Here is a 25,894-nt window from a genome sequence, read left to right on the forward strand (position 1 = left end):
CACGATCGACGCCTCGGCGCCGTCGGCGAGATGCGTGTGCCCGCGGATGACACCGGGATGGTCGGCGAACGAGCTCTTCACCCGCTCCTCGAACTCGCGGATGCGCACCATCTGCCGGTAGAGCTCGACGGGGTCGGGAGCGGCGGTCGACATGGGTCCATCGTCGGCAGCCGCTGGCGTGCCGCGGAATGGCCGCCGCGCACGAAGACGTGCGATCCCGCGCAGTCGTCGCACCCTGACGGCCGCCGCCGGCGGTGAGCACGACCGTCAGGTCGCACCCGGACGACGGCGCGCAACCCCACAGCCGCCCACGTGCGCCGGCACGACCGTGGGGTTGCGTGCGGACAGGCGGGCCGGAACAGGGTCAGCCGTACGGCAGCGCCAGCCCCGGCCGCGGCCACGTCGTCCGGTACAGCACGCCGCGCCCCGACGAGGTCACGTACGCCGTCCGCATGTCGTCGCCACCGAAGCAGATGTTGGTGACGAAGATGTCCTCCCCCGGGATCGGGACCTCCTCGACCAGGCCGCCCTCCGGCGAGACGACGCTGATCAGGCCCGTGTACAGCGTCGCGACGCAGACGTTGCCGCCCGCCTCGACGGCGAGCGAGTCGAACCACTGGTACTCCGCGGAGCCGTGGAGCAGCCGCCCGCCGTGCCGGGCCCGCGACGACGGGTCGGCCTTCACCTTCCCGGGGCTCTCGATCTCCCACGACCACAGCCGCCCCGACACGGTCTCCGAGACGTGCACGTACCGGCCGTCCGGGGAGAGGCCCACCCCGTTGGCCGACACCAGCGGGAAGACGACCTCGGTGACCCACGAGCCGTCGGCACGCCCGTAGTAGAGGCCGCCGTGGTCGATGTCGCGTGGCCGCTGCTTGCCCATGTCGGTGAACCAGAACCCGCCGCCGTCGTCGAACACGATGTCGTTGGGCCCGCGCAGCCCGACACCGTCGACGTGGGTGTAGAGGTCGGTGACCTCGCCGTCGGGGGTGACGCGCTGGATACGGCCGCCGATGTAGCCCGCCGGCTGCGGGCCGGGAGCGGTGAGACCGTCGCGCTCGCTCCAGGAGAACCCGCCGTTGTTGCAGACGTAGAACGCGCCGTCCGGGCCCAGGGCCGCCCCGTTGGGCCCGCCACCGCACTCGGCGACGACCGACAGCGTCCCGTCGGGCGCGATCCGGGTCAGTGTGCCGCGCTTGATCTCGACGACGACGACCGACCCGTCGGGCATCACGACGGGCCCCTCCGGGAACTGCAGGCCCGTCCCGAACTCGGAGAACCTCACGACTGCTCCTTCCACATGCCCGCGAAGTACAGGTCCCGCGTGACGTAGCGGTCGACGCCCTTGACCGAGGGCTTGGTGATCGTCGACAGGTAGCTGCGCGAGAGCCACTGGATCGGCAGGTCCTTGTTCACCGCGAGCTCGACCTGCTGGTAGTCCGACGCCCGCCGGTCGGGGTCGGTGGTGGCTGCGGCGTCGGCCAGCAGCGTGTCTACCTGCGGGTTGGAGTACTTGCCGTAGTTGACCGAGCCGCCGGTCTGCACGATCCGGCCCGCCCCGGGGAACGGGTGGTCGAACGCGGACAGGCCGCTGGCCATCTGGAAGTCGCCCGCCTGCAGGACGTTGCCGGCGAACTGCGCGAGGTCGAAGTACTGCACGTGCACCGTGACCCCGATCGCGGCCATCGACGCCTGCACGAACTCCCCGAGCGGCACCGAGGACCGGTCGGTGAAGTAGCTGAACGTCGGGTCGCCGCCGCTCGCGACGTACTGCGCCACGAGGTCCTTCGCGCGGGCCTGGTCGTAGCGCGGGTAGGCGTCGGACGCCGCCGGGGTGTGCCACCTCGTGGAGCCGTCGAACAGGCTGTCGGCGGCGACGAGCTGGTTGGAGAAGAAGCTGGCGCCCAGGGCCTGCGGGTCCATCGCGGCGACGGCCGCCGCACGCATTCGTGGGTCGTCGAACGGCGCCTTCGTGACGTTGAAGTAGTTCAGCACGCCGCCGCTGCCGGGCCCGTAGTAGACGCGCAGGTCCGGGTTGGTGAAGGCGCGCACGAGCTCCTGGTTGAAGCCGCCGTTGATCATGTCGACGTCGCCGTTGGTCATCGTCGTGTAGCGGCTGTCGGTGTCGGGCAGCGGCCGGATCTCGACGCCGTCGAGGTAGGGCTTGCCCTGCTGCCAGTAGTCCGGGTTGCGGACCAGCTCCATCTTGTTGTCGCGCACCCAGGTCTTCAGCACGAAAGGCCCGGCCCCGACGGGGTGGTTGCCGATGTCGTCGCCGTACCGCGTCAGCGCGGCCGGCGAGATGATCATGCCGAGGGTGCCCGAGCTGAGCGGCTGGGCGAACACGGTCGGGAAGTCCCCGAGCGGGGCCTTGAGCGTGAAGCGGACCGTGAGCGGGTCGACGGCGGTCATCGACGCGATCTGCATGGCGTAGACGTGCGCGGGCGAGGCGGCCTTGTCGATGTGCCGCTGGGTGTTGACGACGACGGCGTTCGCGTCCAGCGGTGTCCCGTCGGAGAACCGCACGCCCTCGCGCAGACCCAGCGTCCAGGTCGTGCCGTCGTCCGACGTGCTCATCGACTTCGCGAGGTACGGCTGGGCGGACCCGTCGGGCATCAGCTTGAGCAGCGAGTCGTAGACGCCGAGCGCGGCGAGGTTGGCGTTCTGCCGCGTCGGGTCGAAGCTGATGATCTCCCGGTCGTTGCCGATGACGAGGGTCCCGCCGCGCTGCGGGTCGCCCTCCTTCGCCGGGTCGCCGCCGTAGGGGTCGACGAGGTGCACCCGCTGCGGCCCTTCGGCCGGCGGGCTCGCCGACCCGCAGGCCGTCGCGACGAGCGCCGCGCACAGCGCGGCCACCACCGCGATCGTTCTGGACGTCCGGGCACGCACGGGCATCGCCACTCCCCATCGAGCGTCGGTCCGGCGCGGGCGTCCGTCGATCCGTCCGCGTGCAGGAGTCGCCTGCGTCACACAGCGTGCGGCCGGGCCGCCGGACCGGACCACCGAGGGGGCGCGAGCTCCCCTGACGATCCGTGCGAACCCGGCGGACGGGTCACCAGCCCGCGACCGACCCCGCGTCGACGGGCAGCGTGACGCCGGTGACGAAGGAGGCGTCGTCGGACATCAGCCAGACGACGGCGGCGGCGACCTCCTCGGGCTCGCCGATGCGCTGCAACGCCTGCGGCTTCATGATCTGCGCGAGCCGCTCGGGGCTCGCCCCCCGGGCGAAGCCGGTCATGATCGTCCCGGGGGCGACCGCGTTGACCCGGATCAGGTCCTCGGCGTACTCGACGGCGGCGTTCTTCGTCAGGCCGACCAGCCCGTGCTTCGCGGCGGTGTACGGCGCGAGCCGCCGCACCCCGCGCAGCCCGGCGTTCGACGCGGTGTTCACGATCGACCCACCGCCGCCTGCGAGCATCGCCCGGATCTGGCGCTTCATGCCGAGGAAGACCCCGCGCAGGTTGATCGCGATGACCCGGTCGAACTCCTCGTCGGCGATGTCGGCCAGCAGCTTCCCGCCCCCGCCGACGCCCGCGTTGTTGTGCGCGAAGTCGAGCCGGCCCCAGCGTTCGAGGACCCCGGCGACGAGCGCGTCGTGGTCGGCCGGTTGCGCCACGTCGCAGACCTGGAACTCGGCCGTGCCGCCGGCCTTGCGGATGATCGCGACGGTCTCCTCGCCGCCCTCGCGCGCGGACTCGAGGTCCGACACCAGCACCGACGCGCCCTCGGCGGCCGCACGCACGGCGGTGGCCCGGCCGATCCCGCTCGCCGCACCCGTGACCAGACCCGACTTGCCCTCCATCGACCCCATCGGCCCAGCGTGGACGCCCGCGCCGCGCCGGGCAGCGGGATCCGTGCCGGATTCCCTGTCGCTGCGTGCGGCGCGGGCGGGGCTGCCCTCGCTCAGGCGCTGTAGGCCGGCCGCAGGCCCGGGCGGTCCCACGTCGTGCGCCACAGCACGCCGGTGCCCGACGCGGTGATCCACGCCGTCCGCAGGTCGGGACCGCCGAAGCAGATGTTGGTGATGGCGGTGTCCCCACCGGGCGGGACACGCGTCGCGAGCAGCTCGCCGCCCGGCGAGACGACGTTGATCTCCCCGGCCTGCAGCGTCGCGACACACACGTTGCCGTCGGCGTCGACGGCAAGCGAGTCGAGCCACCGCATCCCGGGGAACCCGTACAGCAGCCTGCCGCCGTTGCGGGTCGCCGGATCGCGGCGGATGCGACCGGGCCCGTCCAGGTCGAAGGCCCACAGCCGGCCCGGCGTCGTCTCGGCGACGTAGACGGTCCGCCCGTCCGGGGCGAGCCCCACGCCGTTGGCCTGCATCATCGGGTAGACGGCCTCGACGATCGACGAGCCGTCGGCCGTGGCGTAGTAGAGCCCGCCGTGGTCGAGCTCGCGCGGGCGGATCTTGCCCATGTCGGTGAACCAGAAGCCGCCCTGGTCGTCGAAGACGATGTCGTTCGGGCCGCGCAGCCGGTGGCCGTCGACGTGGGTGTAGAGGTCGGTGACCTCGCCGTCGGCGGTGACGCGCTGGATCGAGCCGCCGACGTAGTCCTCGCCCTGCACACCGGGCACCGCGCGCCCGTTGCGGGTCGTCCAGGTCGACCCGCCGTTGTTGCAGACGTAGAACGCGCCGTCGGGGCCGACCGCCGCGCCGTTCGGGCCGCCCCCGCACTCGGCGACGGTCGTCCGGGTGCCGTCCGGCGCGACCCGGGTGAGCCGTCCGCCCTTGATCTCGACGACCACGACCGAGCCGTCGTCCATCGCGATGGGGCCTTCGGGGAACTCGAGCCCGTCCGTCGCGACCTCGTAGGTCAGGTCGTCGTCGACCTCCGGCGCACCGCTGCGCATGTCGCCTCCTCGGGGACCGCGCCTGCCGCGACCGCGGCGGCGCGCTGCGAGCGTGCCGCCGTCCCCGGTGCCGGGGCCAGGGACCGGCGCGCGGGATCCCGTGACGATCCGTGCGGCACCGTCAGACGACGCCCCGGTGACCGAGGCCCGACGGGGGCCCGACCGGGGCCCGACCGGGCCGGTCAGGGCTGGCGGTGCGCCCGCGAGTGCCGCCAGCCGGCCAGCAGCGCGCGCAGGCCGGTGACCAGGGCGATCGGCTCGTCGACCATGACGTGGTGCGCGGCCGTCGGGATCTCGATGAGCGGGACGCCGCGGCCGAGCCGGTCGACGATCATCTCGCCCATGTCGGCCGGGACCAGCCCGTGCTCGGCCCGGAACAGCGCCACCCGGCAGCCCGGGACGGCGAGGTCGCCGGGCGCCATCGCGGTGCGCGCGAACATGGCCGGGTCGAACTTCCAGCTCCAGCCGCCCTCGACCGGGCGCAGCGAGTGCTCGGCGATATGCCGCACGACGTAGGGCAGCTCGCTGTCCTGGTCGGGCACCAGCCGGAAGTGGCTCAGCGCGTCCTCCCGGGTCGGGTAGACGCGCAGCGGGCCGAACGCCCGCCGCTCCCGCGCCGCGGTCTCCTCGGGCGTCTGCTCGCGCACCGGGGTGTCGACGACGACCGCGCCCGCCAGCTGCTCGCCGTGCCGCTGCGCCGCGACCAGCGCGACCATGCCGCCCATGCTGTGCCCGATCACGACGGGCATCGGACCGGTGCCGGAGGCCTCGGCGACGGCCATGACCTCGTCGGCCCAGCTCGAGAGCGCGTACCCGGCGGAGCGGCGGCCCGAGTCGCCGTGCCCGGAGAGGTCGACCGCGACGACGCGCCTGCCGTCGGGCCGGGCGAGCAGCGGTCCGATGTGGTCCCACCAGCGCGCGTGCGCGGCGCCGCCGTGCACCAGCACCAACCCGTCGCCGGGCGGGCCCCAGGCCCGGTAGCGGACGTCGACACCGTCGACCCGCACCTCGCCGGGCTCCGCCTCGGTCGCGACGGCGTCGGTGAACCACGCGGGGACGCCGGTGTCGGAACGCTGGGCGGCCGACGTCGATGCGGCAGGGACGGCTGCGGACACGGTGGGCTGCTCCTTCTTCGGGATGCCCGACCGTACGACACCGTGCCCGACGACGTCCCGCCATGGCCGCTCCGCGACCGGACACGTGCCCCACCCGGGCTGCGACGCTTGACACAGTCGGACCGGGCAGGTTGAGTCGGGGCGGCCCGTCGCGGGGTCCCCGGACGGACCACCGCGGTTCATCCGCCCTCCTCCCGACGGTCCCACGGTGCGCTGCAGGCGCACCAGGGCACAGCGCGGCCGACGACTGTCCGCTCCAGCACGTCCCGTCGACCGCCCGGAGGGCCACATGACCCCTGCACCCGATGCGCGAACCCAGCCGGGACGGCGGGCGGCGTCGGTGGAGGTGGTCGTCATCGGGGGCGGTGTCATCGGCGCCGCCGCCGCCTGGCAGCTGGCCAGGCGCGGGCACGACGTGCTCGTCCTGGAGAAGGACGAGCTGGGCCACCCTCGCGTCACCTCGCACGGCGCGACCCGGATCTACCGGCAGAGCCACACCTCGCCCGCTCAGGTGGAGCTGGCGGTCGAGTCGCTGCACCGGTGGCGCGAGCTGGAGCACGAGACGGGCGCGGCGCTGCTGCACCTCACCGGCGGGATCGACCACGGCGACCCCGTGCGCACCGCGGCCGTGGCCGCATCGCTTGCCGCGCACGGCATCCGACACCAGTGGCTCGAGCCGGCCGAGGCCTCGCGGCTGTGGCCGGGGCTGCGGTTCGACGGGCCCGTGCTCCACCAGCCGGACTCGGCAGGCCGGCTGCGCGCCGACCAGGCCGTCGCCGCGCTGACGGCCGCGGCCATCGGGCGTGGTGCCACGGTGCGGCACTCGACGCCCGTCGAACGGGTCGACGTGCTGGACGACGACCTGGCCGAGATCACGATCCCCGGCGGGACCATCCGGGCCCGCCGGGTCGTGCTCGCCGCGGGCGCCTGGACCGCCGGGCTGATCGGCGACCTCGTGGCCTTGCCGGCGCTGCGCGTCACCGAGGAGCAGCCGACGATCTTCCGTCCCGTCGGCGCGACGCCGTGTGTGGTCGGCGACGTCCGGTGGCCCACCCTGATCCACCACATCGGACCCGCGCAGGGGTGGCCGGCCTCGGTGTACGGGATCGGGGTGCCCGGGATCGGGGTCAAGGTCGCGTTCCGTGGGACGGGCCCCGACTGGCAACCCGACGTGCGCGATCCGCGGCCGGAGCCCGCGCAGCTCTCGCGGCTGCAGCGCTACGTCGAGCACTACCTGCCGGGCCTCGACGCCACCGACCCGGCGCCGCGCTCGTGCACATTCGTGTCCACACCGGACGCCGGGTTCCTCGTCGACCGAACCGGTCCGCTCGTGGTCGCCGCCGGCTTCTCCGGACACGGGTTCGCCGTCGCGCCCGCCCTGGGGCGCATGGTCGCCGACCTCTCCGCCGACGCGCCGACGGCCCGCACGCTCAGCCCCGCGGCGAGCCGCTGACCCGACTCACACCGCCCGGAATGTGACCGCCGCCACGGTTGCGCACCCGTCGGCCCGCCCCGTACGGTCTCGCTCAGGTCAAGAGCGCCAGCGTCAAGCCCCGGCTCGCTGGCCGGCAACCCTCCTCCGCGGCGGGGTGCTCCGGGTGACGACCAGGCCGTCGCGGAACGCGCGTCGGCAAGCGCGGACCCGCCGACACGCCCCGGGTCCCTGTTGGACCGGAGGTCCGTCGTGTCCGTTGTGCTCCAGGCCGCCCGCCCCACCGCGCCCACCGTCCCCGCCGACGTCGCGGCGCACGCTCTCCCGGCCCCCGCAGCCAGCTGTCTCCCGGCCCTCGTGGGCACCGGGCTGCCGGTCCCGCTCGTCGACGGCACGACCGTCGCGCACGCCAACCTGGACCTCGCCGCGAGCGCCCCGGCCCTGCGCTCGGTGGCCGACCGGGTCGCCGCGCTGCTCCCGTACCACGCGAGCGTGCACCGCGGCGCCGGCTACGCGTCGACCGTCTGCACCGCTGCGCTCGAATGGGCCCGCACGACCGTCGGCCGGTTCGTCGGCGCCCGCTCCGACGACGTCGTCGTCTTCACCCGCAACACCACCGACGCGCTGAACCTGCTGGCCGGGGCGGTGCCCGGCGCGGTCCTGTGCCTCGACGTCGAGCACCACGCGAACCTGCTGGCCTGGCGCGGCGGCGAGCACCGGGTGCTGCGCGCGGCGGCCACCGTCGACGCGACCCTCGCCCAGCTGCGGGCCGCTCTCGAGGCCCGGCCCACGGCACTCGTCGCGATCACCGGGGCGTCGAACGTGACCGGCGAGGTGCTGCCGCTCGCCGAGATCGCCGACCTCGCCCACTCCCACGGGGCCCGCCTCGTCGTCGACGCGGCTCAGCTGGCCCCGCACCGCCGGGTCGACATCGCGGCGACGGGCATCGACTACGTCGCGCTCTCCGGCCACAAGCTCTACGCGCCCTACGGCACCGGCGCCCTGGTCGGCCGCCGCGACTGGCTCGACGTCGCGACGCCCTACCTGGCGGGTGGCGGCGCCGTCGTGCGGGTCGACGCCGTCGGCGACGGCTCCCCCGCCGAGGTCACCTGGACCGCCGCCCCGCACCGGCACGAGGCCGGGACCCCGAACGTCCCCGGTGCCGTCGCGCTCGCCACCGCGTGCGAGGCGCTGGACGCCGTGATCGACGAGGCCGCTCCCGCCCACGAGCGTGCCCTCTCCGAGCGGCTCGACGCCGGCCTCGCCGACATCCCCGGCGTCCGGACCCTGCGGATCTGGCACGACGCGCCCGACCGGGTCGGCGTGCACAGCCTGACCGTCGACGGCTACCCGGCGGCCCTCGTCGCCGCCTACCTGTCCGCCGAGCACGGGATCTCGGTGCGCGACGGCAAGTTCTGCGCGCACCCGCTGCTGGCCCGCCTCACCGGCTGGGCCGAGGGTGCGGTCCGGGCGAGCCTGGGCCTGGGCACGACGGCAGCAGACGTCGACCGGCTCCTCGCCGCCCTGCGCACGCTCGTCACCGACGGCCCGGGCGTGGCCTACGAGTGCGTCGACGGGCGCTGGCTGCCGACGGCCGACGGCCGGGACACCGACCCGCTCGGCCTGGGCATCGGCGACGAGGTCACCGGCGCCGGGCGCGGCTGCGGGCACTGACACCCGCCCTCTCCCGCGCGGCCGCCTCCCGGCCGGATCCTCCGGTCGGATCCGCCGTCCGCTTTTCGACCCCTCGACGCACGGGTAGGCGCCGGAGAATCATCGGCGCGGACCGCGCGGCCCCGACGGCCTCCGGTCCGACGGCGGTCCGACGACGAGCGCGGGGGATGCAGTGGGCGCAACGGGGAACGGCACGCCGGACGTCGACATGTCGAGGAACGGCCGGCCCGGGAACGGGCCGGTGACGACAGGGTCCGGCGGCTGCGGCACGGGCGGACGGCCGCGGATCGTGGTGATCGGCGGCGGGTTCGCCGGCTTCGCGGCCGCGAAGGGGCTGACCGCACGGCTGCCCGACGCGGAGGTCGTCGTCGTCAGCTCGACCGACTACTTCCTCTACCTCCCGCTGCTGCCCGAGGTCGCGACGGGGGTCCTGGACCCCAGGAGGGTGTCGGTGCCGCTGTCGACCGCCCTCCCCAAGGCCGACGTGGTCCTCGGCAAGGTCGACGCGATCGACCTCGACGGGCGCACCGTCGGGTGGGTCGATCCCGAGGGCGGCCGCGGGGAGACGTCGTGGGACCGGCTCGTGATCGCGGCGGGCAGCGTCAACGCCCTGCTGCCGATCCCCGGCGTCGCCGAGCACGCGCACGGGTTCCGCGGCATCGCCGAGGCGGTCTACCTGCGCGACCACCTCGTCCGCCAGATCGACCTCGCCGCGGTGACCACCGACCCGGCCACCCGCGACGCCCGGTGCACGTTCGTCGTGGTCGGCGCGGGCTACACCGGTACCGAGGTCGCCGCGCAGGGCGTCCTGTTCACCGAGCAGCTGCGCCGGGCGCACAAGGCGTTGCGGGGACAGCGGGTGCGCTGGCTGCTCGTCGACGTCGCCCCACGTGTGCTGCCGGGCCTGGACGAGCGGCTCTCCCGTTCGACCGACCGCGTGCTGCGCGAGCGCGGCATCGAGATCCGCACGGAGACCTCCGTCGAGGAGGCCCACGCCCGGGGCGTCCGGCTGACGGGCGGTGAGGACGTCGCGAGCCGCACGCTCGTCTGGTGCGTGGGGGTGCGGCCGGACCCGCTCGTCGCCGGGCTGGGCCTCGAGACCGACAAGGGCAGGCTCGTCGTCGACGACCGGCTCGTCGTGCCCGGACACCCCGACGTGACGGCCTGCGGGGACATCGCCGCGGTTCCCGACCGGACGCGTCCCGGCGAGCTCACCGCCATGACCGCCCAGCACGCGCAACGCCAGGGCGCGCTGGCCGCGCGCAACGTCGCCGCCTCGCTGGGCGTCGGCGAGGCCCGGAGCTACAAGCACCACGACCTGGGGTTCGTCGTCGAGCTGGGCGGCCGCGACGCCGCCGCCAACCCGTTGGGGATCCCGCTCTCCGGGCTGCCGGCGACCGCGGTCACCCGCGGCTACCACCTGCTCTCGATGCCGGGCAACCGCACCCGGGTGGCCGTGGACTGGGTGCTCGACGCGGTGTTCGGCCGGCCCGCCGTGCAGCTGGGCCTGGTCCGGGGCTCGGCCGTCCCGCTGACGACGAGCGAGCCGCAGAAGCAGCCGGAGCGCTCCGGTTAGTCCTTCTCGCCGCCCGCCGGATCCTCGCCCGACGGGCCGAAGTCCTCCGGCGAGACCGAGTCGAGCATCCGCCGGAACTCCTCGACCTCGGCCTTCTCCGCCGGATCGAGGTCGGGCCCTGCGGGCGCGGCCGGATCGTCGGCGACGTCCTCGTCGTCGGGGTCGGCGCCGGTCAGGTCGAGCAGCTGGACCGGGGCGGCGCCCGCCTCGAGCACGTCCTCGGTGGCCTCGATGGGCAGTCCGTCGCGGACCGCGAGGGCGACGGCGTCGGTCAGCCGCGACGACACCCGCGTCTCCCGGTCGAACTGCAGCTCCGCGTGGTAGATGCCGTCGCGCAGCTCGGTGATCCGGACCCGTTCGAGCCGCCGCCCGAACGCGTCGACGACATGCCGGATCAGGTCGTGGGTCTGCGGTCGCGGCGGGTCGACCCCCTGACGTTGCAGCTCGATCGCCGCCGCCTCGGGCAACCCGATCAGCACCGGGAGCTGCCGGCGCGCCCCGGTCACCTCCCGCAGGAGCAGGACGGGCTGCGTCCCGGCCGGGTCCATGCCCACTGCGACCACCGTCATCTCCGGCACGCTGTCCTCCCCGTCCTCGCGTTCGGCGTCAGCGGATACCCACCCTGCACCCGTCCGACGCGCATCGGGAAGGGAATGACCGCGCCGAGGTGGCCGCGCCGGCACAGCAGGTCACGGAACGGACATTTCCGTCGACGAGCGGGTCGTGAGCGGTCAGGTCGCGGCGTGCTCGGGCAGGGGTGTCGTCACGAACTCGGAGAGATCCGGCTCGCGGGTCATCGCCCAGTAGTCGACCAGCCGCCAGGGCGAGTTGGTGACGATGCGCCCCTCGGCGTTGCGGTACCAGTTCGTCATGCCCGGGTGGGTCCAGACGAGCTCGGCGTGCGCCTCGTCGACGCGGCGGTTGTACTCGTCGCACACCTCGGGCCGCACCTCGACGGTGCCGATGTCGCGTTCGAGCATCGTCACCAGCATCCGGGAGATGTAGCCGACCTGGCACTCGGTGTGGAAGATGACGCTGCCGCCGTGCCCGAGGTTGGTGTTCGGGCCGTAGACCATGAACAGGTTCGGGAAGTCCGGCACCGTGATGCCCAGGTGGGCGCGGGCGTCGTCGTCGCCCCAGATCTCCCGCAGCGAGCGGCCGGACCGGCCGCGGATGTCCATCGGGGAGAGCATCCGGCGGCTCTGGAACCCCGTGGCCATGACGAGGACGTCGAGGTCGACGCGGGAGCCGTCGGCGAGCTCGACGCCCTTCTCGTCGACCTGCGCGATCGCGTCGGTGACGAGGTCGACGTCGTCGCGGCGCAGCGCGGCGAACCAGCCGTTGTCGATCAGCATCCGCTTGCCGTAGGGCGGGTAGGTCGGCATGACCTTGTCGAGCAGCCGGTCCTCGTGTCCGGCGATCTCGGACATGAGGTGCTCGGCGAAGAAGCGGCGGTGCCGGTCGTTGATCGCGTTGACCGAGCGCTCGGGGTGCTCCCAGTCGGGGTCGCGGCGCAGCGTCGGGTGCAGCTTGTCCTGGTAGATCCACATCAGCCGGAGCCGGTACCACGCCGCGTACCAGGGCACCTGCTCCATGAGCACCCGCGTCTGCGGGGTCAGGACCCGGTGGTAGTTGGTGTTCGGGATGGCCCACTGCGCCGAGCGCTGGAAGACCGTGAGGTGCGCGGGGCCGCCGACGACGGCCGGGACGATCTGCATCGCGCTCGCGCCCGTGCCGACGATCCCGACCCGCTTGTCGGTGAGGTCGACGGAATGGTCCCAGCGCGCCGAGTGGAACATCGGCCCGGCGAACGAGTCCAGGCCGGGGATCGGCGGGTAGGCGGGCCGGTTGAGCTGCCCGACGGCGCTGATCAGCACGTCGGCGACGAGCTCGGTCGGCGTGGCGTCGGGGTCGTCGGCCGGGCGGATGCCGACCCGCCAGACCCGCTCGGTGTCGTCCCAGCGCGCGGCGACGACCTCGGTGCCGAACCGCACGTGCGGCAGTACACCGTGGTCGCGGGCCACCTCCTGCAGGTAGCCGAGGATCTCGGGCTGCTTGGCGAAGTAGCGCGACCAGTCGGGCTTCTGCGCCCACGAGTAGGAGTACAGCGCGCTGGCCGTGTCGACGCCCGCACCCGGGTAGCTGTTCTCCAGCCAGATGCCACCGACGGCGTCGTGGCGCTCGACGACGGTGTACGGGATGCCCAGCTCGCCGAGCTTGACGGCGGTGCAGATGCCGCCCTCCCCCGCCCCGATGACGACGACCCGCAGGTCCTCGCGCCGCCGGGGCGGGGCGGCGGTCCAGTGGGCGTCGCGGTCGACGAACCCGGCCTCCTCGGCCATCGAGACGTTGTACTCCGGGGGCACGGTCTCACCGCAGGAGATGCCGACGCGGTCGGCGACGTCGTCGACCGGTGGCGGCCCGGCGAGCTCGACCTCCCCGTCGCGCCAGGCGCGCAGGAACGCGAAGGCCTCGGCGCGGACGTGGGCCTGCAGCTCCTCGGTGAAGCCGGCGGTGTCGTTGTCGTCGGTGGCGATCGAGCGCGACGGCAGGTACGGCTCGGCGAGCCAGCTCCGGTCACCGGTGAGGTGGGCCAGCACCAGCAGCAGGGTCGGGATGTTCGCCGACTCGAGCGCCTCGCGCAGGGTCGCGTCGTCGGCGGTCATCCGGAACCCCCGACCGTCCCCTCGTGTCTCCGTCATCGTGTCTCCGTCATCCGACCCGGCCCCACGGGGCCGAGTTTCGTGTAACGACCGGTCTACGAAACAGGGTAGGGGCCCGACGGCCGCACCGCCACCGTTCACCTGCCCTTGTAGACGGGCTCACGTTTCTCGGCGAACGCCCGCGGGCCCTCGGCGGCGTCCTCGGTGCGCATGCAGGCGGCCAGCAGCCGCTGCTCGGCGAGCAGCCCGGCCCCGAGACCCTCGCGCAGCCCGGTCTGGATCGCCTCCTTCGCCGCGCGCACCGCGACGGGCCCCCGCGACGCGATCACCTTCGCGACGCGCGTCGCCTCCGCGAGCAGTCCGTCGGGTTCGACGATGCGGTTGACCAGGCCGTGGCGCAGCGCCGCCTCGGCGTCGATCGGGTCGCCGGTCAGGATCATCTCCGTCGCGACGCCCACCGGCACCGCCCGCGGGAGCCGCTGCGTCCCGCCGGCCCCGGGGATGATCGCCCAGCGCACCTCGGCGAGGCCGAACGTCGCCTGCGGGACGCAGATCCGGATGTCGCAGGCCAGCGCCAGCTCCAACCCGCCGGCGAGGGCGTGCCCGTTGACCGCGGCGATCATCGGCTTGCCGGCCTCGGCCGTCATCGTCATACCCCCGAGCACCCACGGCTCGGCGGTGTCGTCGAGCACCGTGTCGCGCACGACGGGGATCAGCTTCTTGAGGTCGGCACCGGCGCTGAAGGAGTTGCCGACGCCGGTGAGGACCGCACAGCGCAGCGCGTCGTCGTCCTGGAAGCGGCGGTAGGCCTGCGCGAGCAGGTCGTTGTGCTCGGGATCGAGGCTGTTGCGGGCCTCGGGACGGTTGATGGTGATCGTCGCGACGGCGCCGTCGACGTCGAACTCGATGCTCATGGTGTCGCGCCTTTCCTCGATCAGGTCGTGAGTGGCGATGGTCGCTCCGGCGACCATCGCCACTCACGGGGGTCAGGGAGCCGCGTAGCCGCCGTCGACGACGATCGCAGCCCCGGTCGTCCAGCGCGACTCGTCGCCGGCGAGGTAGGCGAAGGCGCCCGCGAGGTCCTCCGGGGTGCCGAAGCCCAGCGGGTGCTTCGCCTCCATCGCCGCCATGGCCTCGCGCGGGATCTTCGCCGACATGCCGGACTCGAACGTCCCCGGACACACGCAGTTGACCCGGATCCGTTCCTTCGCGTACTCGACCGCGGCGACCTTCGTCAGGTGCACGACGGCGGCCTTCGTCGCGCAGTAGGGCGCCGCGTAGGCCCAGGCGGTGAGGCCCGCGACCGACGCGGTGTTGATGATCGAACCGCCGCCCGCCTTCCGCATCACGCGGATCGCCGCGGTCGTGCCGTGTACGACGCCCATCAGGTTGACCCGCAGCTGCAGGTCCCAGTCCGCGGCGGTGAGGTTGTGGAGGCGGGCGTTGGGCGCGATGACGCCGGCGTTGTTGACCATCACGTGCAGCCCGCCGAACTCCTCGACCGCCGTGGCGACGGCCGCGTCGACCTGCGCCGCGTCGCCGACGTCGACGACCTGCGTGCGCACGGGCGTCCCGTCGAGCGAGCCCGCGACCGTCTCCAGGCCGGCGGGATCGAGGTCGCACAGCACGAGGGCCGTGCCGGGCTCGGCGAGCCGTCGCGCGACGGCGGCGCCGAGGCCCCCGGCCGCGCCGGTGACGAGCACGACGCGCGTCACCTCGGAGATCGAGGAGGACATCGGGGCGCTCAGTCCTGCAGCAGCAGGCCGCCGTCGACCGACAGCACCTTGCCGGTCATGAAGTTCGAGCCCTGGGCCGCGAGGTAGACCACGGCCTCGGCGATGTCCTCCGGCTCGGCGAAGCGGCCCAGCGGCCAGTCCTCCTCGCGGTAGCCACGGCCCTTGATCATCTCGGTGGCGACGGCACCCGGCGCGACGCCGTTGACCAGCACCCCGCGTCCCGCGCCGTACTTGGCGAACCACCGCACCATGGCGTGCACCGCACCCTTGCTCGCGGCGTACTGCGGACCGGCCAGCACGCCGCCGATCTTGCCCGCGATCGACCCGATGCAGACGATCTTGCCGCCGCCGTCCTCCAGCGCGGGCCACGCGGCCTGGATGGCGAGGTAGGTGCCCTTGGTGTTGACGGCGTAGACCCGGTCGAACTCCTCGGCGTCGACGTCGAGCGCGCCCTCGCCGTAGACGCCCGCGCACGTCACCAGCACGTCCACGCGGCCGAAGCCCTCGGTCGCCGCCGCCACCAGCGCGGCGGCGTCCGCGGAGCTGGTGATGTCGGTGCGCAGCCCGGTGGCGCGCCTGCCCAGTGCCGCGACGCGCCGGACGGTCTCCTCGGTGTCGAGCATGTCGCCGACGACGACGTCGGCTCCCTCGCGCGCCAACGCCAGCGCCGTGGCCTGGCCGATCCCGCGGGCGCCGCCGGTCACGACCGCGACCTGACCGGTCAGGTCGACCGCGCCGCTGATCCCGTTCTCCGCCATGGCTGTGCCACCTCTCTGTTCGTCCGTCCCGGGCGAGCCGGAACCTGTCCGTCGGGTGTGGTCCGGTCGGAGCATCCGCCGGGCCGTGCCACGCGTGCGGTCGGGCCGCCCGCGCGGGCCGCGTAGGATCGCCGGTGTCCGAGCGGGCACCCCCCTGCCCGCCGAAGGTCCGCGCGGACCGGTAGCGAGGAGAGATGCCCCGACCACCAGGCCACGGCTCTGCCTTCGAGCCGCGGCGCCGGGAGATCATCGACACCGCCGCCGAGCTGTTCGCCCGCCGTGGCTACGCCGCGACCGGCATCACCGAGATCTGCGACGCCGTCGGTCTCGCCCGCGGCGCGCTGTACTACTACATCGGCTCGAAGGAGCAGCTGCTCGTCGAGATCCAGTCGGCCGTGCTCGTGCCGCTGCTGGAGGCCTCGCACGCGATCGCCGCACTCGACGTCCGGCCGGTCGTCCGGCTGCGCCTGCTCTCGGAGCTGCTGCTCGAGCAGATCGTGCTGCGGCTCAACCACATCTGGGTCTACGAGCACGACTACCGGCAGCTGTCGGCGGAGAACCAGGCCACGCTCGTCGCGCAGCGGCACGCGTTCGAGGGCGTCGTCACCGAGCTGCTGTCCGCCGCCGTCGCCGCGGGCGAGTTCCGGGAGATGGACGTCGACCTGGGCATGCTGCAGTTCCTCAACATGCACAACCACACCTACCAATGGGTCCGCCCGTCGGGACGGTGGAGCGTGCAGGACCTGTCCGAGCAGTACTGCGCCACGTTGTTCCGCGGCTTCGCCGCCCCCGGGTACGACCCCTCGACGATCGAGGAGGAGACGGCCCGGTACCGCGCCGAGCACCCGGACCTGCCGACGCTCGCGCCGGTCACCGCAGCTCCCGCTTGAGCACCTTGCCCGACGGGGTCCGCGGCAGCGCGTCGAGGAAGTCGACCGCGACGGGCACCTTGAACTTGGCCAGCCGGTCCCGGCAGAACGCGCGGATGTCCTCGGCGTCGGCCCGCTCCCCCGGCTTGAGCACGACGACCGCGCGCGGCACCTCGCCCCAGCGCTCGTGCGGCATCGCGACGACGGCCGCCTCCAGCACCGCCGGGTGCTCGTAGAGGACGCGTTCGACCTCGGGGGTCGCGATGTTCTCGCCACCGGAGATGATCATGTCCTTGAGTCGGTCCTCGACGTAGAGGAAGCCGTCGGCGTCGAGCCGGCCGATGTCGCCGGTGTGGAACCAGCCGTCGCGGATCGCCCTGGCCGTCGCCTCCTCGTCGCGCCAGTAGCCGTCGAACACCTTGGGTCCGCGCAGCGCGATCTCGCCGAGCTCGCCCGCGGGCACCTCGGCACCCTGCTCGTCGACGATGCGCACCTCGACGTGCGGGATCGGCCTGCCGACCGACCCGATCTTGGACAGGCTGTGCTCGCGGTCGAGGACGGTGTCGCCGGAGACGGTCTCGGTGAGCCCGTAGGCATCGGCGAACCAGGTGTTGGGGAACGCCTCGAGGATGCGGCGCACCACCGGCTCGGGCATCTTCTCGCCGCCGCCGATGATGCAGCGCACCGACGTCGTGTCCCGGTCGGCGAGATCGGGCACCTGCAGCACCGCGTTCATCATCGCGGGCGCGAGCCAGACGATGCCGACCTTCTCGCGCTCGATCGCGTCGAGCACCCCGGCGGCGTCGAACGAGCGCATCAGCACCAGCCGCGCGCCCATGTGGAACGCGGCCAGGCCCGGCAGGTCGAGGCCACCGCAGTGGTAGAGCGGGCCGCAGACCAGCACGGTGTCGTCGGCAGAGAGCCCGAGCTCGACGATGAGCCCCAGGTTCTTCCAGGCGACGTTGCCGTGGGTGATCCGCACGCCCTTGGGCCGTGACGTCGTGCCGGACGTGTACATCAGCCGGGCCAGGGTGTGCTCGTCGTCGACGATCCCCGGCGGGACCGGCGGCGCGCCGGCACCGTCGGCGACGAGTGCCTCGTAGGCGATCCAGCCCTCGGGCGCCCCCGCGCCGAGCAGCACCCGATGACGGATGGTCGGCAACGCCGGGGCGAGCTCGTCGATCCGTCCGCGGAACTCCTCCTCGGTGACCAGCACCACGGTGCCCGCGTTGTCGAGGATGTAGCGCCACTCGTCGGGGGCGAGCCGGTAGTTCAGGGGCAGCACGACGGCGCCGAGCCGGCCCGCGGCCAGCACCGTCTCGAGGAACTCGACGTGGTTGTAGGTCAACAGGGCGACGACCTCGCCGGTCCGTACACCGAGGGCGGCCAGGCCGGCGGCGACCGCGTCCACGCGCGCGGCCAGCTCCGCTGCGCCGATGCGTCGGTCGCCGTGGACCAGCACCTCGCGGCCGGGATCGCGGGCGACGTGGTGGTCGAGGACGCGGGCGAGATCGAACACCGTCGGGCACTCCTCGTCGAGTCGTTTCCTGTACCGTTCGTTCGACAAAACCTACCTGTGGCGACCGGCCCCGGTCGAGGACCCTCGCGGGCGATGCGAGGGCCGCGGCCGCCGTCGTTCGACGTCCGAAGCAGTCCGACGTCCGAAGTAAAAGGAGGCCCCGATGAGTTCCGACCTCTCCGGCCGCGTCGCCGTCGTCACCGGCGGCGCGAGCGGCATCGGCGAAGCCGTGGCCCGGCTCGCCGTCGAGCGCGGCGCCGCCGTCGTGATCGCCGACCTCGACCCGGCACGCGCGACGGCGGTGGCCGACGACCTCGGCGGACACGCCGTGGCGCTCGACGTGGGCTCGGCGCCCGACGTCGCGGCCGTCGCCGAGCAGATCGAGCGCGAGATCGGCGCCGTCGACGTCCTCGTGACCTCGGCCGGCATCACCCAGCGCCCGACGCCGCCCGAGGACTACGACGTCGCCGACTGGGACGAGGTCTTCCGCGTCGACCTGCGCGGCACCTGGCTGTGCGCCGTCGAGTTCGGGCGCCGGATGGCCGTGCGCGGCCAGGGCAGCATCGTCACGATCGCCTCGGTCGCCGGTATGCGCTCGATGCCGCTGCACGCCTACACCCCGGCCAAGGCCGGCGTGATCGCGATGACGGCCGACCTCGCCGCCGAGTGGGGCCGCTCCGGGATCCGGGTCAACTCCGTCGCCCCCGGCTACACGCTCACCCCGCTGCTGCGGGAGCGGATCGAGCGCGGCGAGCGCGACCCCTCGAACCTCGCGGGCGAGTCGGCACTCGGCCGGATGGTCGACGCCGACGAGATCGCCAAGGCGGTGTGCTTCCTCGCCTCCGACGAGGCCTCCGCGATCACCGGGGTGAACCTGCCCGTCGACGCCGGGTGGCTCGTGGCGCCGACGTGGCGCACCTACGACGGGATCCCCGACAAGCGCTGAGCCCCACCGGGTCCGGGCCCGTCCGGCATGCCCGGGCACTGCAGGCGGGAGAAGACGGACGCCGGGACGGACGGCCCCGCGAGCGGAGTCGTGCGTCCCGGCGTCGCCGTCCGGGGAGACGCCGGGACGGGTGGCTGCGTCGGCACCCATCCCGGCGTCGTCCGTGCCGACCGTCAGGCCATACCCGCCGCGCGGAGCTCGGCCCGGCGCGCCTCGGTCGCCTGCTGGTCGATCTGCAGACCCTCCGGGTCCTTCTGGGGGTCGCCCGTGATGATCACGCCGAAGTCGCGCGCGGCGGCCTCGATCGAGATGTACTCGTCACGGACGTCGACCAGCACCCGCTCCGGCTCGCGGGTGTACGGGTTGCCCCAGCCACCGCCGCCGCAGGTGATGTAGCGGAACACGTCGTTGGGCTTGGTGTGCCACAACGGGTTCGCCCCGAACCAGAAGTACTCGCCCTTCTCGACGTCGATCGCCTTGGTGTCCGGGTCGAGCATGCCGGAGACGGGCGTCGACTGACGGTAGGCCTCCGGGTCCAGCACCGGGATCAGGTCCTTGCGCTGGGCCACGTCGAACCCGCCCTCGGCCGAGAACAGCCAGGTGGCGCCGTTGCGGCCGTCCTTGCCGCCGTGCACGCCCGCGCCCGAGGAGCGCTTGGTGTGCACCGGGCTCGAGGTGTGGTGCGCCTCGGTGAGGTACATGCTGTCGCGCAGCACGGACGCACCACCGCGGTTGTAGCCGACACCCGCGGTGTCGGGCACGTACTCCTTGCGCAGCACCACGATCGGCAGCTCGGACTCGATGGCCTCGGTGGCCGGGTCGAGGTTGTTGGCCATGTAGAAGCCGCCGTAGGAGTCGGCGTCACCGGTCTTGGTGGCGCCCCACGGCCCGTGCTCGCCACCACACTGCGCGACCGTGACCCACGGGGTCCCGTCGGGCAGCACGCCGTGGCCGTTGTGAATCGACAGCGAGCCGTAGTCGCCGCCGACCGCGTTCTCACCGACAGCCGGCTCGAGCGCCTTGAAGATGGCCAACAGCACCGGCTGCGCGGCCTCCCAGTAGAGGAAGACCGGCCCGTCCGGCGGTGTCGCCGAACAGATGGTGCCGGCGGGTAGCACGACGTCGACGTTGCGGTAGGCGCCGGAGTTGAACGCCGTCTTCGGGTCGAGCACGTACTTGAGTGCGACCCCGACCGCGGTGAGCGTGTCGAACACGCCCGCGTTGATCGACGTACGCGCCTGCTGCGACGTGCCCGAGAAGTCGACCTCCAGGCGCTCGCCCGCCTTGGTGATCTTGACCTTGATCTCGTACTCGAGCGTGTCGTCGATGCCGTCCGCGTCGACGAGGTCGCTGCCCTCGTACACGCCGTCCGGCAGGGCCTTGATGGCCGAGGCCATCGACTCGGCCGGCACGTCGACGCTGTAGTTGATCGCGCCGAGCCAGGCGTCGGCGCCGTAGCGCTCGAGGCTCTCCTTCATCAGCCGCTCGCCGAGCAGCAGGTTCTGGTAGATCGTGATCATGTCCGGCAGCAGCAGCGCGCAGTACCGGGCGTTGTTGAAGATCAGGTGGAACGAGTGCTGCACCGGCTGGTCGTTCTCGTAGGCCAGCATCGGCGGGATGACCAGGCCCGTCTCGTAGACGTCCTTCTTCGTCGCCGAGAAACCGGCCGGCACGATGCCGCCCATGTCGAGCTGGTGGGCCCGCAGGGCGATGAACGTGACGAGCTCGTCGTTGTGGAAGACGGGCCGGATGAAGCAGATGTCGTTGACGTGGTTACCGGCCCGGTACGGGTCGTTGACCATGAGCACGTCGCCCGGCTTGAGGTTCTCCGGGCCGTACTCTTCCACCGCGTTGCGCACGGCGTGCTCCATGGCGCCGGAGAACAGCACCAGGGAGTTCGACACCGTCGACATGGGGTAGTTCATCGACGCCGGGCCCGAGATCGTCGCGGCGAAGTCGTACCAGTCGCGCAGGATCAGCGAGAACGCGTGGTGCAGCAGGTTCGTGCACATGTGCTCGACGATGTAGCGCATGCGGTTCGACAGCACCGTCGCGGTGTAGCGGTCGCAGTTGTACCGCGCCTCGAACTCCGCGTCGGTGAGGTCCTTGATCGGGGTCTTTCCCACTCCAAGATCGGTCATCTGGTCCTCCCTCAGGCCCTGGTGATCCGCAGCTCGCCGTACTCGCCGACCTCGGCAACCTGGCCGGGCAGCATGAACGTCGTGGAGAGCGCCTCGTGGATCACGGCGGGGCCCTCGATACGGTCGCCGGCCTTGAACGTCTCCCGCTGGTAGCGCCCGGCGGTGACCGGCTCGTCGGTCAGGTACCGCAGCTCGAACGTGGACTCGGGCTTGAGCAGCGCGCCGTCGCCCTTCTCCAGCCGCGGGTAGTCGACCTTGTCGACCTTGATGACGGCCTCCACCCGGTAGGTGACCGCCTGCACCGGCAGACCGTCGAAGCGGTTGCCGGCACGAGACTCGTAGACCTGGTGGAAGGTCTCGATCATCTCGTCGACCTTCTCGGCGGTGATCTCGCCGGAGGGCACGGAGACGAACGGGGTCTCCCAGGTCTGACCCGCGAGGCGGGCGTCCATGGAGCGCACGAACTCGACGTTGGCCGCAGTGTCGTCGAAGCGCTCGCGCAGCTTGGCCTCCATCTGCGCGTAGATCGTGTTGATCGAGTCGGCCGCCTCGTGGGTCAGCATCACGTAGGAGCTGCGGCTGTCGCCGTAGACCTGGTCGGAGGAGACCAGGCCGAGCGCGGAGAACAGGCCCGGGTGCGGCGGCACGATGACGTCGCGGGCGTGCACGAGGTCGAGGCAGGCGGGCAGCAGCATCGGGCCGGCGGCACCGAACGCGACGAGGCTGTAGTCGCGCGGGTCGATGCCGTGCTTGATCGCGATGTTGGTGACGCCCTCGGCGATGTTGTTGATGCCGATGTTGAACGCGTAGTTGACCCGCTGGTGCAGCGACAGCTGGGGGGCGTCGAGGTCGTGGAACGCCCGCTCCGACAGCGCCGGGTCCAGCGACATCCGGCCACCGGCGAACGTCTTCGGGTCGATGACACCCATCATGATCAGGGTGTCGGTCGTCGCGGGCTGGGTGCCGCCCTTGCCGTAGCACGCCGGGCCCGGGTCCGCGCCGGCCGAACCGGGGCCGACCAGGACCTCGCCGCTGGGCGAGATCGTCACGAGCGAGCCGCCGCCCGCACCGATCGACTCGACCTCGTTGGAGAGGGCGTTGACGATCAGGTCGTGCTCGAGCAGGAACGTCGTGTTCACGTACGGGTCGCCGCCCGACACCATGGAGATGTCGCAGGACGTGCCGCCGAGGTCGACACAGAGCAGGTTGCCGCGGTCGATCAGCTTGCCGAAGTGCGCGCTGGCCATCGTGCCCGCCGCGGGGCCCGCGAACACGATCTCGAACGGCTGCTCCATCGCGATGTCGGCGTTGAGCAGCTGCGCGGCGCAGTTGGCGTAGTTGAAGTCGCCGGTGAAGCCCTGCTCGCGCAGGCCGTCGCCGAGCTTCTTGGTGTAGTCGTGGTAGATGAGCTTCATGAACACGTCGATCGTCGTGGTCGACGCGCGTGCCCACTCCTTGGCCAGCGGCGAGGTCTCACTGGAGATCGACACCGGGATGTCGGCGCCGAGCTCCTCGTGGACGATCTCGCGCAGCCGCTGCTCGTGGGCGGGGTTGACGTAGGCGTTGATCAGGCAGATCGAGACGCCCTGGACACCGCACTTGCGCAGGACCGCGAGCTCCTCGCGGGCGTGTGCCTCGTCGAGCGGGATCAGGGCGCTGCCGTCGGTCTTGAGCCGCTCGCGGATGCCGCGCCGCAGGTAGCGGGGAACGAGCGGGCGCATGGCGTCACCGAAGCCGCGGCGCCAGCTCGCGTCGGTCAGCGCGTCCAGCGGCCGGTAGCTCGAGCCGATGTCGAGGATGTCGCGGTGGCCCAGCGTCGTCAGGAAGGCGATCTTGGGCAGCCGCCGGGTGATGACGGCGTTGAGGCCGTGGGTGCTCGCGTGGTTGAACACGGTGGCGTTCTCGACACCGGCCTCGCGGGCGCCCTCGAGCACCGCGAGGTGGGTGTTGCGAACGTCGGTCGAGACCTTGACGGTCTTGATCTGGCCGTCCTCGATGGCCACGACGTCGGTGAAGGTACCGCCGACGTCCACTCCGATCATGCTCATGAGATGTCGCTCCTTCTCGTCGTGGCCGTCAGGCGATGTGGAGGCCGTCGGTCACCAGCTTGACCGGGCCCAGCAGGGTCCACTTCTCCTTGTGGACGGTCTCCATCGTCTTCTGGTTCTTGATGACGATGTACCAGCCGCCCTCGGAGAGCACGGGATACCGCTTGAAGTCCGAGGCGGGCGCCCCGGAGGTGTCGACCCCCAGCTCACGGAGCTCCTCCTCGGAGACGTCCTCGCGCTCGACGCTGAGCCCGGGGGCCGGAGTGGGTCCGTCTGTCACGTCGTCCTCCTGTTGTCGTACGACCCTGTCGACTCCGTGGTGAGTCGTCGTTCTCTTCTGTCGTCGGCAGCCCCGGCCCGGCAGAGACGACACGTGCCAGGCAGAACGCCGTGTGAGCCGGACCATATGGCGACGGCGTCCGACCCGGCCATGGGCCGATCCACCACAGATGAGCCGGAATGAGTGGGCTCATTCCCCATGGTGCGCCCCCACCAGGGGAATCGTCGTTCACACAGCGCCGGAGAGCTGGTGGAGCCGCGCCGCGATGGAGATCCGGAAGAGTGGTTCGGGGTCACGCCACGCCTCGCCGAGCAGCGTCGTGATCCGGTCGAGCCGCTGCAGCACGGTGTTCGTGTGCAGGCCGAGGTTGCGCGCGGTCCGCGTCGGGCTCGCGTTCGCCTCGATGAAGCCGAGCAGCGTCGCGATGAGCTCGGTGCCGCGCTCGGCGTCCCAGGCGATGACGGGCCCCAGCGTCTGCTCTATGAAGGCGCCGAGGTCCTCGCGGCCGGACCCGAACAGCGCCAGGTAGGGCGCGTAGCCGTCGGTCGTGGCGGCGGTGTCGGTGCGGCCCAGCCCCACCAGCAGCCGCGCGCAGCGCCGGGCGAGGTCGAAGCGGTCGGCGAGCGACTCGGGCGAGCCTGCGGGCCCCGCGACGACGAGCACCGGGGCGCCCAGCGTCGCCGCGATCCGGGCCCGGACCAGCTCCGCCGCCTCGGACGGGTTGTCGGGGAGCAGGACGACGACGCTGCCCTCGTGCTCGCCCGCGAGGGCCGCCGGGGCGATGTCGTGGGCCGCCCGCAGGGCGGCCCGGCGGTACTCGGGATCGACGGTGACGACGACGGGCGTGCGCAGGTCGTCGATCCGGATGCCGCGCGAGCGGGCCCGCAGCAGCAGCTCGTGCCGGTAGACCGAGCGGGCGCCGAGCAGGTCGGACACCAGCTCCCCGCGCACCCGTTCCTCGGCGTCGGCCACGGCCTCCTGGCGCAGCGTCAGCAGTGCGACGATCTGGCTGGCCCGTTCGACGGTCCGCCGGTCGGCCGGGGTCAGCGCGATCTCGCCGTCGTCGACGAGGATCGCGCCCATCAGCGACTCCCCCGCCACGACGGCGACGGCGAGCCCCGAACCGGGCTCGTGCACGGGGACGCACTGGCCGGTCCGCCTGCTCTCCCGCAGCGCCGCGGCGATCGGACCCGGGAAGCCCGGCCGGTCGCCGTCCTCGGCCGGTTCGTCGACGACGGCCGCGCCCGCGGAGTCGGCCAGCGGGGTGCCACGGCGGTCGAGGATGCGCACGCGCCGGCGCAGCACCCCACCGAGGATCCCGGCGACCTCCTCGGCGCTGCCACCGCGCAGCACCGCGGCGGTCAGCTCGGAGTGGACGGCCGCGGTGCGCTCCATCGCGGCGGTCTGGCGGGTCAGCTCCGCGCAGGCGCTCTCGGCCGCGGCGGCGGAGGCGACGGCCTCGTCGAGCCGCCGCGCCGTCTGCAGCACCACCGACGCGTGGTCGGCGAAGGCCGACAGCAGCGCGATCTCCTCGGTGGTGAACGTGCGCAGCGAGCGGTTCGCCGCGACGAGCACGCCCAGGACCTCGTCGCCCGCGAGCATCGGCACCCCGACCATCGAGACGATGCCCTCGCCGGCGATCACCGCGTCGACCTCGTCGTCGTGCTCGATGCCGTGATCGGTCATGTAGCGGGTGCTGCGGAACGCCGCGCGGCTCTGCGCGACCTTCATCGCCAGGCCCTTGCCCGGCGGCACGCGCACGCCCATCAGCTCCGGCGTCACCGAACCGACCGCCTCGCGGATCATCAGCACGCCGCTCGGCTGCTCGAACGAGGCCACGTAGGCGACGTCGGTGCCGATGAGGTCGAACGCCCGCTGCACCAGCCGGCGCAGCAGCAGCGCGGGTTCGCGCTCCTCGGCGAGCTCGCGTGCGGAGGAGAAGAGGGCCGAGAGCTCGTGCTCGCGCCGGGCCAGCCGGGTGACCGTGGCCTGCACCCGCAGGACCTCGTCCTCGAGCAGGGCCAGCACGTCGGCCCGCAGGTCCTCGTGGGCGAGCAGGCCCGCGACGCCGCGGGCCGGGCCCGCGTCGGCGCGGATCGTGCGCAGCAGCGCCAGTACGCCGTCGACGGACATCCGTTGGCGGGCCGCGATGTCGCGGCCGGTGATCGGTTCGGGCAGCCTGGGCTGCGTCGGGTCGGCCTGCCGGACGGTCCCCGAGAGTGGCAACGTCGCCTCCGCGCGGTCGGTGGTTCCGCCCTCAATCTGACACACATCTGTGCGCCG

At 72.9% G+C, this 25,894-nt stretch carries 21 protein-coding genes and 1 riboswitch; of the genes, 5 read left to right on the forward strand and 16 right to left on the reverse strand.

All coding sequences use genetic code 11. The features are described from left to right. The 6 genes from PSD17_RS35330 to PSD17_RS08225 form a co-directional block, all read right to left on the reverse strand. Positions 1-153, reverse strand: a 153-nt coding sequence (locus PSD17_RS35330) for a hypothetical protein (protein WP_445260998.1), incomplete at its 3' end; no start/stop codon positions are given. Between the two features lie 211 nt (positions 154-364). Then, a complete protein-coding gene (locus PSD17_RS08205; RefSeq protein ID WP_013674812.1) occupies positions 365-1,285 on the reverse strand; it encodes an SMP-30/gluconolactonase/LRE family protein in 921 nt (306 codons plus the stop codon). After that, complete coding sequence (locus PSD17_RS08210) at positions 1,282-2,895, reverse strand: ABC transporter substrate-binding protein (RefSeq protein WP_339122305.1); 1,614 nt, start codon at positions 2,893-2,895, stop codon at positions 1,282-1,284. Before PSD17_RS08210 ends, PSD17_RS08205 begins: the two co-directional genes overlap by 4 nt. Before the next feature lie 157 nt (positions 2,896-3,052). Continuing rightward, the gene (locus PSD17_RS08215) at positions 3,053-3,811 is read right to left on the reverse strand and encodes an SDR family NAD(P)-dependent oxidoreductase (protein ID WP_013674810.1); all 759 of its coding nucleotides are present in this window, start codon (positions 3,809-3,811) and stop codon (positions 3,053-3,055) included. Between the two features lie 92 nt (positions 3,812-3,903). Further along, positions 3,904-4,854 (reverse strand): SMP-30/gluconolactonase/LRE family protein, encoded by a 951-nt coding sequence (locus PSD17_RS08220; protein ID WP_013674809.1) that lies wholly within the window; start codon positions 4,852-4,854, stop codon positions 3,904-3,906. A 182-nt stretch (positions 4,855-5,036) separates the two neighbouring features. Further along, positions 5,037-5,969: an alpha/beta fold hydrolase gene (locus tag PSD17_RS08225; protein WP_339122306.1), complete on the reverse strand. Its 933-nt coding sequence runs from the start codon at positions 5,967-5,969 to the stop codon at positions 5,037-5,039. 289 nt (positions 5,970-6,258) lie between these two features. On the opposite strand from PSD17_RS08225, the gene PSD17_RS08230 reads away from it, so the two are divergent. The 3 genes from PSD17_RS08230 to PSD17_RS08240 all read left to right on the forward strand — a co-directional run bounded on the left by PSD17_RS08230 (position 6,259) and on the right by PSD17_RS08240 (position 10,651). Then, positions 6,259-7,422, forward strand: a complete 1,164-nt coding sequence (locus PSD17_RS08230; protein WP_339122307.1) for an FAD-dependent oxidoreductase — start codon at positions 6,259-6,261, stop codon at positions 7,420-7,422. Positions 7,423-7,498: 76 nt separating this feature from the next. Further along, positions 7,499-7,612: riboswitch (SAM riboswitch) on the forward strand. 41 nt (positions 7,613-7,653) lie between these two features. Next, on the forward strand, positions 7,654-9,075 hold the full coding sequence (locus PSD17_RS08235; RefSeq protein WP_013674806.1) for an aminotransferase class V-fold PLP-dependent enzyme: 1,422 nt from the start codon (positions 7,654-7,656) through the stop codon (positions 9,073-9,075). Positions 9,076-9,283: 208 nt separating this feature from the next. Beyond that, a complete protein-coding gene (locus tag PSD17_RS08240) occupies positions 9,284-10,651 on the forward strand; it encodes an NAD(P)/FAD-dependent oxidoreductase (RefSeq protein ID WP_339122308.1) in 1,368 nt (455 codons plus the stop codon). Here PSD17_RS08240 and PSD17_RS08245 read toward each other — a convergent pair. The 5 genes from PSD17_RS08245 to PSD17_RS08265 form a co-directional block, all read right to left on the reverse strand. Continuing rightward, positions 10,648-11,220 (reverse strand): bifunctional nuclease family protein, encoded by a 573-nt coding sequence (locus PSD17_RS08245; protein ID WP_445260997.1) that lies wholly within the window; start codon positions 11,218-11,220, stop codon positions 10,648-10,650. The genes PSD17_RS08240 and PSD17_RS08245 overlap by 4 nt on opposite strands. A gap of 162 nt (positions 11,221-11,382) precedes the next feature. Beyond that, positions 11,383-13,353 carry a flavin-containing monooxygenase gene (locus tag PSD17_RS08250; RefSeq protein WP_013674803.1) on the reverse strand — a complete coding sequence of 657 codons (1,971 nt, stop codon included), beginning with the start codon at positions 13,351-13,353 and terminating at the stop codon, positions 11,383-11,385. A gap of 98 nt (positions 13,354-13,451) precedes the next feature. Further along, complete coding sequence (locus tag PSD17_RS08255) at positions 13,452-14,228, reverse strand: enoyl-CoA hydratase/isomerase family protein (protein WP_339122310.1); 777 nt, start codon at positions 14,226-14,228, stop codon at positions 13,452-13,454. Positions 14,229-14,300: 72 nt separating this feature from the next. Then, positions 14,301-15,050, reverse strand: coding sequence for an SDR family NAD(P)-dependent oxidoreductase (locus PSD17_RS08260; RefSeq protein ID WP_013674801.1), 750 nt, complete (start codon positions 15,048-15,050; stop codon positions 14,301-14,303). Positions 15,051-15,058: 8 nt separating this feature from the next. Beyond that, the gene (locus tag PSD17_RS08265; protein ID WP_013674800.1) at positions 15,059-15,808 is read right to left on the reverse strand and encodes an SDR family NAD(P)-dependent oxidoreductase; all 750 of its coding nucleotides are present in this window, start codon (positions 15,806-15,808) and stop codon (positions 15,059-15,061) included. Between the two features lie 194 nt (positions 15,809-16,002). On the opposite strand from PSD17_RS08265, the gene PSD17_RS08270 reads away from it, so the two are divergent. Continuing rightward, complete coding sequence (locus PSD17_RS08270; protein ID WP_013674799.1) at positions 16,003-16,698, forward strand: TetR/AcrR family transcriptional regulator; 696 nt, start codon at positions 16,003-16,005, stop codon at positions 16,696-16,698. On the opposite strand, the gene PSD17_RS08275 is transcribed toward PSD17_RS08270, so the two are convergent. Further along, a complete protein-coding gene (locus PSD17_RS08275) occupies positions 16,679-18,196 on the reverse strand; it encodes an acyl-CoA synthetase (protein ID WP_013674798.1) in 1,518 nt (505 codons plus the stop codon). The two genes, PSD17_RS08270 and PSD17_RS08275, sit on opposite strands and share 20 nt — an antisense overlap. A 163-nt stretch (positions 18,197-18,359) precedes the next feature. Here PSD17_RS08275 and PSD17_RS08280 point away from each other — a divergent pair, with 163 nt between their 5' ends. Further along, complete coding sequence (locus PSD17_RS08280) at positions 18,360-19,142, forward strand: SDR family NAD(P)-dependent oxidoreductase (RefSeq protein ID WP_013674797.1); 783 nt, start codon at positions 18,360-18,362, stop codon at positions 19,140-19,142. 173 nt (positions 19,143-19,315) lie between these two features. Here the strand turns inward: PSD17_RS08280 and PSD17_RS08285 are convergent, their stop codons facing one another. From PSD17_RS08285 to PSD17_RS08300, 4 genes are all read right to left on the reverse strand, one after another. Then, a complete protein-coding gene (locus tag PSD17_RS08285; RefSeq protein ID WP_013674796.1) occupies positions 19,316-21,283 on the reverse strand; it encodes a hydantoinase B/oxoprolinase family protein in 1,968 nt (655 codons plus the stop codon). Positions 21,284-21,294: 11 nt separating this feature from the next. After that, positions 21,295-23,331, reverse strand: a complete 2,037-nt coding sequence (locus PSD17_RS08290) for a hydantoinase/oxoprolinase family protein (protein ID WP_013674795.1) — start codon at positions 23,329-23,331, stop codon at positions 21,295-21,297. Positions 23,332-23,359: 28 nt separating this feature from the next. Next, positions 23,360-23,611 (reverse strand): hypothetical protein, encoded by a 252-nt coding sequence (locus tag PSD17_RS08295; RefSeq protein ID WP_013674794.1) that lies wholly within the window; start codon positions 23,609-23,611, stop codon positions 23,360-23,362. 228 nt (positions 23,612-23,839) lie between these two features. Beyond that, the gene (locus PSD17_RS08300; protein WP_339122311.1) at positions 23,840-25,837 is read right to left on the reverse strand and encodes a helix-turn-helix domain-containing protein; all 1,998 of its coding nucleotides are present in this window, start codon (positions 25,835-25,837) and stop codon (positions 23,840-23,842) included. Positions 25,838-25,894 lie beyond the last annotated feature (57 nt).

Source organism: Pseudonocardia sp. D17 (assembly GCF_036984265.1).
Classification (GTDB): domain Bacteria; phylum Actinomycetota; class Actinomycetes; order Mycobacteriales; family Pseudonocardiaceae; genus Pseudonocardia; species Pseudonocardia benzenivorans.